Origin of the sequence: Bradyrhizobium sp. 76, assembly GCF_023073025.1 — a bacterium.
In the GTDB taxonomy this organism is placed as follows: Bacteria; Pseudomonadota; Alphaproteobacteria; order Rhizobiales; family Xanthobacteraceae; genus Bradyrhizobium.
This window is the reverse complement of sequence record NZ_JADPIS010000103.1, coordinates 635,697-645,828: the sequence shown is the minus strand read 5'-3', so window position 1 is coordinate 645,828 and position 10,132 is coordinate 635,697. Positions and strand designations below refer to the sequence as shown.

The window sequence follows — 10,132 nt, the reverse complement described above, 5'->3', positions numbered from 1 at the left end:
GGAGGAGGCGGCGCATGCTGTTGCGAAGCCGCCTTCGCCGCCCCCGGCTGCGGCTCCGCAACAGCATGCGCCGCCTCCTGCACCGCCCGCAGCACGCCCGGCTCCCACGCCCCCGGCACCGCCGCCCGCCGCGGCTCCGCAGCAGCACGCACCCACACCTCCGCCTCCGACGCCGCCCGCGGCTCGTCCGGCTCCCACACCACCGCCCGCTCCCGCTCCGCAGCAGCACGCACCGACACCTCCGCCGCCTCCTGCGGCCGGTCCTTCGGGACGGCCTGCGCCTGCGCCGACAGCAACGCCTCCGGCATCTGCTGCTCCCGCAGCGCGCCCGGCAACGCCTGCTGCCCCGACCGCCACGCCTGCTCCGACAGCAACACCTGCGCCGACCGCAACGCCAGCTCCGGGAAGCACGCCGCCGACTGGCCGCCCCGGTGCGCCGCCCCCCGGCGGACGTCCCGGCGCGCCTCCGGCTGCTGGATCAGCGACACCTGCTCCGGGCGCCACGCCCGCACCGACGACTACCCCGACCCCCGGTGGCGCTCCGACGCCCCTGCCCGGACGTCCCGGTGCGGGACCCACGCCCGCTCCTGGCGCGACCCCGGCTCCAGCCGCGACGCCAACGCCAGGCCAGCAGGGAGGAACGCCTCCTGCCGGCGCGCCCGCTGCCGGAGCTCCGCCGACCCAGCCGCAGGCAGGCGCCCCGCCCCGGCCGCCGGCTCCCCCCGCTGGCGCGGCGGCACCGAGCACCGTCCCGGGCTCGGCGGCTGCGACCCCGCCACCCAACAGGGCACAATACGCGACGCCCACCGTTGCGCCGGCCTTCCGCGCCGCCCCGACCACGACCACGCCCCTGCCGCCACCGCCGCGTCCGCCGCAGCGTGACCTGACGCCGATCGCGATCGGTGCAGGTGTCGTCGCCGGTGCCGTGATCGGCGCCACCATCGCCGACTACCGCAACCAGCGCCGCGAAAGCATCGAAGGCGGTCGCACCGTCTACACCGAGCCGGACCGCATCATCATCCGCGATCCGGGCGGGCAGACATACGTCCGCGGCAACGATCTCTATCGCTTCCGCTATGGCGCCCGCGACATCCGCACCGAGACTGTCGGTGCCGATACCCGCACCGTGGTCATCCGTCCCGACGGCAGCCAGATCATTACGGTTGTCGGTCAGGATGGGCGGCTGCTGCGTCGAATCCGCAGGGACCCTGCCGGGCGCGAGCTCGTTATCATCGACAACAGCTACCGCGATCCGCGGTCGGTCGGCGGCTTCTATGTCGACGCGCCGCCTCCGGTCGTCAACATGCCCTACGATCGTTATATCGTCGACGCCCAGGAAGCGTCGCCGGACGTGATCTACGAGACGATGGTGGCGCCGCCGGTGCAACGGGTGGATCGTCGCTACACGCTCGACGAGATCCGCTACAGCCCCAATGTTCGCATGCAAATGCCGAGCATCGACCTCAACACGATCAACTTCGAGACGGGATCGTGGACAATCCCACCGGACCAGGCGGCGAAGCTGCAGTCGATCGCCGACGGTCTCAACCGTGCGATCCAGGCCAATCCGCGCGTGGTGTTCCTGATCGAAGGTCACACCGACGCAGTTGGCAACGACGTCGACAACTTGTCATTGTCGGATCGTCGTGCGCAGTCCGCGGCCGAATTGCTGACCCAGCAATTCGGTGTGCCGTCTGAGAACCTGACGTCGCAGGGCTACGGCGAGCAGTATCTGAAGGAGCAGACGCAAGGGCCGAGCGCGATCAACCGCCGCGTCACCGTCCGCAACATCACGCCGCTGCTCAACGGTGGCCAGGCCTCGCTGCCGCCGCCCCCGCCCGGCACCGCGCCGCCGCGCTGAGGCGAAGCACAAAATAAAAATGGCCGGGAGCAATCCCGGCCATTTTTGTTTCTGTCATTGCGAGGAGCGAAGCGACGAGGCAATCCAGACTGTCGCTGCGGGAAGACTCTGGATTGCTTCGCCTCGCTCGCAATGACGAACGAGGCAGCAATCCCCGGGCGCGTCAGCCCTTGTCGCTCTCCAGCCGGAAGATCTGCGAGCCTTCACTGCCCGACAACAGGCCCGTGTCGCTGTAGAGCTTCAGCTTGGCGCGGGTGTCGTTGATGTCGAGGTTGCGCATGGTGAGCTGACCAATGCGATCGGCCGGCGTGAACGCTGCGTCCTCGACCTTCTCCATGCTGAGCCGCTCCGGCGCATAGGTCAGGTTCGGGCTTTCCGTGTTGAGGATCGAGTAGTCGTTGCCCCGGCGCAGCTCCAGCGCCACCTCGCCTGTGACGGCGCGGGCGACCCAGCGCTGCGCGGTCTCGCGCAACATCAGGGCCTGCGAATCGAACCAGCGGCCCTGGTAGAGCAGGCGTCCGAGCCGCATGCCGCTGATGCGGTATTGCTCGATGGTGTCCTCGTTGTGGATGCCGGTGACGAGGCGCTCATAGGCGATGTGCAGCAGCGCCATGCCGGGCGCTTCATAGATGCCGCGGCTCTTGGCTTCGATGATGCGGTTCTCGATCTGGTCGCTCATGCCGAGGCCGTGGCGGCCGCCGATCGCGTTGGCTTCGAGGAACAGTGCGACGGCATCAGAGAAGGTCTGGCCGTTCAGCGCGACCGGCTGGCCTTCCTCGAAACGCACCACGACCTTCTCGGCCTTGACGTTGCAGTCGTCACGCCAGAACGGCACGCCCATGATCGGGTTGACGATCTTGATGCCGCTGTCGAGGCTCTCGAGATCCTTGGCCTCGTGCGTGGCGCCGAGCAGATTGCTGTCGGTCGAATACGCCTTCTCGGCACTCATCTTGTAGGCAAAGCCCTGGGCCGTCATGAACGCCGACATCTCGGCGCGGCCGCCGAGCTCGTCGATGAACTGCTGATCGAGCCAGGGCTTGTAGATGCGCAGGCCCGGATTGGTCAGCAGGCCGTAGCGATAGAAGCGCTCGATGTCGTTGCCCTTGAAGGTCGAGCCGTCGCCCCAGATGTTGACGCCGTCCTCCTTCATCGCGGCGACCAGCATCGTGCCGGTGACCGCGCGTCCCAATGGCGTGGTGTTGAAATAGGTGATGCCGCCGGTGGAGATATGGAAGGCGCCGGACTGGATCGCGGCGATGCCTTCATGGACGAGCTGCGTGCGGCAATCGACCAGCAGCGCTTTCTCCGCGCCGAACTCCATCGCCTTGCGCGGGATCTCGTTGTAGTCGGCCTCATCCGGCTGGCCAAGATTGGCGGTATAGGCGTAGCAGCGCGCGCCCTTCTGCTTCATCCAGAGCAGCGCCGCGCTGGTGTCGAGACCGCCCGAAAAAGCGATGCCGACTTTCTCGCCCTTGGGCAGGCTTTTCAGGATCGTGGTCATGGGGCTTCCAATCGGTCTCGAAGGGCGGGTGTCGTTTCACGGGGTTGACCGCGCGAATATCAAATTTCGCGGGGCTCGGCACCCCTTTAATGGCTCAAACTGACGGCTCGGCACTCGACTTGCTGCCGAACAGGCGCTGGCGCAGCCGGTAGGCGGGCATGTTCAGCCGGGTCAGGGCGGCATCGACCGCCTCGTCCGAAAACCGGGTCCGCGGCCAGCGGTAGATCAGCGCGTAGGCAAACCAGATCACGACGAAGGTGACGAGGCCGGCGATCGACACGTCGGTGAAGAAGTGGCCGCCAAAGGCCATCCGCAGCCCGCTGGTCACGAGGCCGAACACCACGGCTCCGGCATAAGCGAGCGGCCGCCACGGCGCCGGTGCCAATGCGGCCGGCGCCAGCGTCCAGAATGCGGTCGCGCCCTCGCCCGAGAAGAACGAGCAGTTGCGCGCGCAGCCGCCGCGCGGATCCCACCACGGCACGAATTGCTGGTCGCCGGCAAACTGCGTCACCACCACCGGGCGCGGCCGGCCCCAATAGGACTTGAAGGCGAGATTGGTAAGGATGCCGGCTGATAGGATGATCGTCACCAGAAGGAAGACGATCGCGCGCCCGGATACCATCAGTGGCCGGTCTGGCCGGACCATCTTGACCACGAGCGCGACCAGCGCAGGCAGCACGAACGCCCAGGCGACCCACATCGCGGCATCGCGCGCGAAGCCGGCCCAATCGTTCAGCTTGAGCGGAAACGACTTGGTATCGGGATCGAAGAACAGCGCGGCGAGCTTGAGATCAAGCTCGGGATAGAGGCCGAAAACGACGCCGATCACGAGCCACAGCGCCAGGGCGATGAAGAGTCCAGTCCGGTTCATGGCGCGCGGTTTAGCCGAGTGGGAAGGGGATGAAAACCCCGGGGCAAGTCAGAAACTCACCGCACGTCCGGTCTTGAATTCGACGGCAGCGGCGGAGGCGGCTTGCGCGGCAGCGGCGGATTGCGCCAGGCGCCGGCATTGCGGCCGGCGATCAGCCAGTAGACGACACCGGCGACGATGCCGGCGCCGGTCATGATCTCCAGATGCCGCCGCACGATGCCTTCGAATTGCAGCGTGTCGGAATGAAACGGGACCAGACCGAGATAGCAGGCGAGCCCTACGACGCCGCCGCCCACGGCATAGGCGAGCGCGCTGCGGATGTAGAGCGCCTCGGTGATCGCGACGATCACCGCCGCCGGCACCAGCGCAAAGCCGGAGACGAAGATGAAGCCGAACCCGAGCACGATATCGATCGTGCCCTGATCGACGGGACCTGCGCCGAGGTCGGCGAACTCCGGAAACAATAGCGCGACGACGACGATCATGCCGCCGACGAAGCAGGCGGCGAGAAAGCCGATGAAGATGACGATGAGGCGGCCGATCAGGGACATGCCGGAAAAGTCACCGTTGTCGTCATTGCGAGGAGCGTAGCGACGAAGCAATCCAGACTGCCGCCGCGGAACCCTGGATTGCTTCGCTGCGCTCGCAATGACGAGGATGCGAGAGCACGTGCGCGCATCAACTCAATCCGTCATCGCCATGGCCCGCAGCGTCTGGCGTTCCCTGGCGGAAAGCTTTTCCGTCTCCGACTTGAGCTGGCCGCAGGCGGCGAGGATGTCGCGTCCACGCGGGGTGCGCACCGGCGAGGAATAGCCGGCGTTGAAAACGTATTCGGAGAATTTTTCGATCTGGTCCCAGTCCGAGCATTCATAGGCGGTGCCGGGCCAGGGATTGAACGGGATCAGATTGATCTTGGCGTGAATGCCCTTGAGCATCTTCACCAGCAGCTTGGCGTCGTCGAGTGAATCGTTGACGCCCTTGAGCATCACATATTCGAAGGTGATGCGGCGCGCGTTCGAGGCGCCGGGATAATCGCGGCAGGCCTGCAGCAATTCCTTGATCGGATATTTGCGGTTGAGCGGCACCAGCTCGTTACGCAGTTCGTCGCGCACCGCATGCAGCGAGATCGCGAGCATCACGCCAATCTCCTCGCCCGCGCGCACGATATTCGGGACCACACCCGAGGTCGACAGCGTGATGCGGCGGCGGGAGATGCCGATGCCTTCGTTGTCGCCGACGATCAGCAGGGCGTCGCGCACCGCGTCGAAATTGTAGAGCGGCTCGCCCATGCCCATCATCACGATGTTGGTGACGCGACGCGTACCGTCTTCGCGATCGGCCCAGTCGTTCAGACGATCCCGCGCGACCATCACCTGTCCCACGATCTCGCCGGCAGTGAGGTTGCGCACCAGGCGCTGCGTGCCGGTGTGGCAGAAGGAGCAGTTCAAGGTGCAGCCGACCTGCGAGGAGACACACAGCGTGCCGCGATCGGTTTCGGGGATGTAGACGCACTCGACTTCATGCGCCTTTTCGACATTGTCGCCGCTCGGCAGCCGCAGCAGCCATTTGCGGGTGCCGTCGTTGGAGATCTGCTCGGCCACGACTTCGGGCCGGTCGACGGTGAAATGTTGCGCGAGTTCGGCGCGAATGCCCTTCGAGACCGACGTCATCTCTTCGAAATTCTGGGCGCCACGGAAATACATCCAGTGCCACAGCTGCTGCACACGCATCTTGCGCTGCGCCGGTGCAACGCCGATCTCGCCGAGACGATCGGCAAGCTCGGTGCGCGACAGGCCGATCAGCGAGGGCCTCGCCGGCGGCACATAGGTTTCGAGCGGAGTCTTCTCCACCAGCGTTGCGTTGTGCGGCTCGGTCATCGGTTGCATTGAATAGACCTGGAATTTGTGTTCGTCGTTCCGGGATGGTCCGAAGGACCGGACCCGGAACCGCGAGATTCCAGGTTCGATGTTGCGCATCGGCCCGGAATGACGGGAGAAAACCTGGAACGCGCCCTATATAGCAACCGGAACCGCCGATTGCGACCTTATCGACCGCAGGCTTAACGCCTGCAATCCTGGGAGATCCGGTCAAGCGCCTGGGCGAGGCCCTTCAGCGAGAAGGTGTCGGTCGTCTCGGTCCCCTTGGACGAGATGCCCTTGACCACGAGATCGGCGGATTTGCGCATGGCCTCGACCATCCGCTCTTCCTCGGCCGCGTTCTTGATCCAGAGACCATCGCCCTGCGAGTACATGGCGAACGCGGCGCCGCCGACCTCGACCGAGGATTCAGAGCCCGGCTTCAGCGCGTAGCCGATCATGACCGAGACTTCGTTGTTGACCTTCTCCGCCGGGCGGGTGGAGACGAAGGCATAGGCAGGATCGCGCGGCCGGTTCGGCGGGTTGGTCTTCGACGACGACGGCTTGGCCAGCGCGAAGCAGACCTTTTTGCCATTGGGCGCGGCCGAATAGGCGCCCCAGGTGCCGAACTGACCGATCAGGGCTGGCTCGGCGCCGCCCGCAACCGCCGCGTGCGGGGCCGCCGGCTTGCTCTCGGGCTTGGCAACCGTCTTTCCGGTGGTATTGGCCACCGGCGCGGCCGGTTTCGGCGCGGGCTCTTTCGGTGCAGCCTTGGGCGCAGGTTGCGCCGTCTGCGCCCGCGCGGAATCGGTGATCCCACAGGCCGCCACGCCCGTCATCAAAGCTAAAATCAGCACCCGCCACATGCTGGAGTGGTTCCCTCAATATTGTGACTGGAAGATGGCCCGGTCGCGCATTGTCCCCGGGGCAGGGATAGCCGGGAAAGTCCAATTTGGGAAGGCAGTTAGCGAAGCTCGCGGCGACTAGGCCCTGGATCGCGCGGCGCGCTGCTCCGCCCATTGCGCATCGGTCCAGCGCAACAAATCCTCCGCGCCGGAGCTGCGCAAATGCGCGCCACCGTCGATCACCACCATCTCGCCGTTGATGTAGCCGGCACGGTCGGAGACCAGGAAGCTGGCGAGGTCGGCAAGCTCGCCGTGCTCGCCGGCGCGTCCCATCGGGTTGCGCGCGGCCCATCCTTCGTCGCGACCCTCGGGGCGGAGCTGGCCCGAGGCGCCGGCGGTCGGGAACGGTCCCGGCGCGATCGCGACGGTGCGGATGCCCTTCGGGCCCCATTCCACGGCGAGACTTTTGGTCATCGCCAGCACGGCCGACTTTGCCATCGCCGACGGGACGGTGAAGGCGCGGCCGGTAATGGTCGAGGTCGAGAGGATCGAGAGCACGACGCCGCCATGCTTGGCGTCGATCCAGCGCTTGCCGACGGCAAGCGTGCAATACATCGCACCATGCAGCGTCGGGGCGAGGATCGCATCCGCGGCGCGGAATGAGAGATGCTCGCTCTGCGCAATGAAAGTCGCAGCCGCGTTGTTGACGAGGATATCGAGCGGCGCCTCGCGCCAGATGGCCTCCATCATGCTCTCGACGGCGGTGCCGTCGCGGATATCGCAGGCGATCGTCGTGACCTTCCCGCCGGTCTCTTCGCGCATCTCGCTCGCCGCCGCCTCGAGCCGATCGAGCTTGCGGCCGCAGATCACGAGCTCGGCGCCGAGCGCGAGGAAGCGGCGTCCTATCGCAGCGCCAAGGCCCGAACCGCCACCAGTGATGAGGATGCGCTTGTCCCTGAGCAGGCCTGTTTCAAACATGGTTTGAATCCTCCCTTTTCTTCTTCCGTCATTGCGAGCGAAGCGAACCAGTCCAGGCTATTTCCGCGGCACGGATTCTGGATTGCTTCGCTGCGCTCGCAATGACGAGAGGATAGGCCGGTGCGGTCTAATAGCCAAAGAAACCGGATTGTCGCCCGTCCCTAAATCCGGCAGAACCAGCCCAACTATAATTCTGCCTCGAAACGCCAAGTGCTCTCAAGAAGGTGCCGCCATGAAAGCCATCCTCTGCTCGCAATATTGCCAGCCCGACGATCTCGTTCTGGCCGACGTGCCGGATCCGGTGGCCGGTCCCGGCGAAGCCGTGATCGCGATCAAGGCTGCGGCGCTGAATTTTTTCGACATCCTGATGATCCAGGGCAAGTACCAGATCAAGCCGCCGTTCCCGTTCTCGCCGGCCGCCGAAGTGGCTGGCGTGATCGAGAGCATCGGCCCCGGCGTGACCGATCTGAAGGTCGGCGATCGCGTCGTTGCCTCCTGCGGCCACAACGGGGCGCGCGAAAAGATCGCGCTGCCGGCAGCATCGATCGTGAAGATCCCTGACAATCTCGATTATGACCGCGCGGCTGGCATCATCATCATCTACGGCACCGCGCTGCACGCGCTGGAAGATCGCGCGAGCCCGAAGCCGGGCGAGACGCTCGCGGTGCTCGGCGCCGCCGGCGGCACCGGACTTGCCGCTTGCGAGCTCGGCAAGCTGATGGGCCTGAAGGTGATCGCCTGCGCCTCGTCGGACGAGAAGCTCGAATTCGCCAAGGCGCACGGCGCAGAGCTCACGCTCAATTACGGCAAGGAAGATTTGAAGGAAGGCTTGCGAAAGCTTACCGGCGGCAAGGGCGTCGACATCATCTTCGATCCGGTTGGTGGTACGTATGCCGAGCAGGCGCTACGCTCGATTGCCTGGGAAGGCCGCTTCCTCGTGATCGGCTTTGCCGCCGGCGACATTCCGAAGATGCCGCTGAACCTCGCGCTGCTGAAGGGCTGCGATATCCGCGGCGTGTTCTGGGGCGCCTGGACCCGGCTCAACCCGGAAAAGAACCGCGCCAATCTCGAGAAGCTCGTGAAGTGGACAGCGGAAGGAAAGATCTCCTCGCATGTCGACCGCGTCTTCCCGCTGGCGCAGACCGCCGACGCCCTGAAGGTGCTCGCCGGACGTCAGGCCATGGGCAAGGTGATTTTGCGTCCGTGATGGTGCAGGCGCGTGGAGCGTCGCGACATCGTCACCACACACTCAGCTGTCGTCGCCCGGCTTGACCGGGCGATCCAGTACTCCGTGACGAGTGTTGTTGAATCGATGAGCCGCGGCGTACTGGATTCCCCGCTTTCGCGGGGAATGACAGCGGAGGATGCGGCGGCAGCTACTGCTCGGCTTCCACGTCCACCTCATCCACCCCGCGCTTCAGCGCGGCGCGGGCGGCTTCGCGATGCTCGTTCGTGATGTGGCTGGCGACCATGCGGATCGCGGTGGCGAGCACGGCGGCGTCATCGGTGAAACCGAGAATCGGCATCACGTCGGGAACGAAGTCGAACGGCAGGATGAAATAGGCGATCGCCCCGAGCAGCGACGCCTGGATATGGCGCGGCGTCTGCCGGTCGAAGGCGCAGTAATAGGCGGCGAGCAGATCCTCCGCGAACGGCAGTTGCGCGGCGACACGCTTCAGCTTGCGCCAGAAGCGGCGGCGCACGCTCTCACGATCTTCCGCGAGCCGGTCGGCCGGCTCGAAACCAACGCTGTGTTCGGCAGCCATGGTCGACAAACTCCCCGTTCCAGCCTGGGGTGGCAGATCGCCGCATCCCGTGCTGATCACAAGATGGGGACTCGACCGGTCCCCGCAAGACGTCAGCCTGGTGTCAGCTTGGCGATGGCGTTCATCGCCGTGGCAAGCTCGATGTCGAGCGCGGTGACGCCGCCGGCATCATGGGTCGCCAGCACCACCTCCACCGTCTTGTAGACGTTGCGCCATTCGGGGTGGTGGTCCATCTTCTCGGCGACCAGCGCCGCGCGCGTCATGAATCCGAACGCCTCGTTGAAATCCTTGAAGACAAAGGTCTTCCCGATTGCGTCGCGTCCCTGAACCTCGGTCCAGCCCGATAGTCCGCCCAGCGCCTGCCTGCGCGCCTCCGCCGAGAGCCGTTCTGCCATCGTCGCCTCCGTCCTTTCAGGGGAACTTTTACCCTAACACCGCACTGACGCCCCGGGTT

General features: G+C 65.7%; 10 protein-coding genes. 2 read left to right on the top strand and 8 right to left on the bottom strand.

What is annotated here, in order from left to right; translation table 11 throughout:
* A partial coding sequence (locus tag IVB48_RS29375) for an OmpA family protein (RefSeq protein ID WP_247405427.1) occupies positions 1-1,861 on the top strand: 1,861 nt, incomplete at its 5' end.
* 163 nt (positions 1,862-2,024) lie between these two features.
* Here the strand turns inward: IVB48_RS29375 and argG are convergent.
* The 6 genes from argG to IVB48_RS29345 all read right to left on the bottom strand — a co-directional run bounded on the left by argG (position 2,025) and on the right by IVB48_RS29345 (position 7,912).
* Positions 2,025-3,362 carry an argininosuccinate synthase gene (argG, locus tag IVB48_RS29370; protein WP_247405424.1) on the bottom strand — a complete coding sequence of 446 codons (1,338 nt, stop codon included), beginning with the start codon at positions 3,360-3,362 and terminating at the stop codon, positions 2,025-2,027.
* 94 nt (positions 3,363-3,456) lie between these two features.
* Entirely contained in the window at positions 3,457-4,233 is a 777-nt protein-coding gene (locus tag IVB48_RS29365) for a phosphatase PAP2 family protein (protein ID WP_027566343.1), read from the bottom strand.
* Positions 4,234-4,289: 56 nt separating this feature from the next.
* Positions 4,290-4,784 (bottom strand): hypothetical protein, encoded by a 495-nt coding sequence (locus tag IVB48_RS29360; protein WP_247405421.1) that lies wholly within the window; start codon positions 4,782-4,784, stop codon positions 4,290-4,292.
* Positions 4,785-4,916: 132 nt separating this feature from the next.
* Positions 4,917-6,119 carry a 23S rRNA (adenine(2503)-C(2))-methyltransferase RlmN gene (gene rlmN / locus IVB48_RS29355; RefSeq protein WP_035961124.1) on the bottom strand — a complete coding sequence of 401 codons (1,203 nt, stop codon included), beginning with the start codon at positions 6,117-6,119 and terminating at the stop codon, positions 4,917-4,919.
* Positions 6,120-6,292: 173 nt separating this feature from the next.
* Complete coding sequence (locus IVB48_RS29350; RefSeq protein ID WP_027566340.1) at positions 6,293-6,955, bottom strand: invasion associated locus B family protein; 663 nt, start codon at positions 6,953-6,955, stop codon at positions 6,293-6,295.
* Positions 6,956-7,072: 117 nt separating this feature from the next.
* On the bottom strand, positions 7,073-7,912 hold the full coding sequence (locus tag IVB48_RS29345) for an SDR family oxidoreductase (protein ID WP_247405418.1): 840 nt from the start codon (positions 7,910-7,912) through the stop codon (positions 7,073-7,075).
* A 232-nt stretch (positions 7,913-8,144) separates the two neighbouring features.
* Between IVB48_RS29345 and IVB48_RS29340 the strand changes: the two genes are divergently transcribed.
* Positions 8,145-9,119: an NADPH:quinone oxidoreductase family protein gene (locus tag IVB48_RS29340; protein ID WP_027566338.1), complete on the top strand. Its 975-nt coding sequence runs from the start codon at positions 8,145-8,147 to the stop codon at positions 9,117-9,119.
* Positions 9,120-9,288: 169 nt separating this feature from the next.
* Here IVB48_RS29340 and IVB48_RS29335 read toward each other — a convergent pair whose 3' ends face one another.
* Both IVB48_RS29335 and IVB48_RS29330 read right to left on the bottom strand, forming a co-directional pair.
* Positions 9,289-9,678 carry a YkvA family protein gene (locus tag IVB48_RS29335; RefSeq protein WP_247405414.1) on the bottom strand — a complete coding sequence of 130 codons (390 nt, stop codon included), beginning with the start codon at positions 9,676-9,678 and terminating at the stop codon, positions 9,289-9,291.
* 92 nt (positions 9,679-9,770) lie between these two features.
* Positions 9,771-10,073, bottom strand: coding sequence for a 4a-hydroxytetrahydrobiopterin dehydratase (locus tag IVB48_RS29330; RefSeq protein WP_247405411.1), 303 nt, complete (start codon positions 10,071-10,073; stop codon positions 9,771-9,773).
* Between the last annotated feature and the right edge of the window lie 59 nt (positions 10,074-10,132).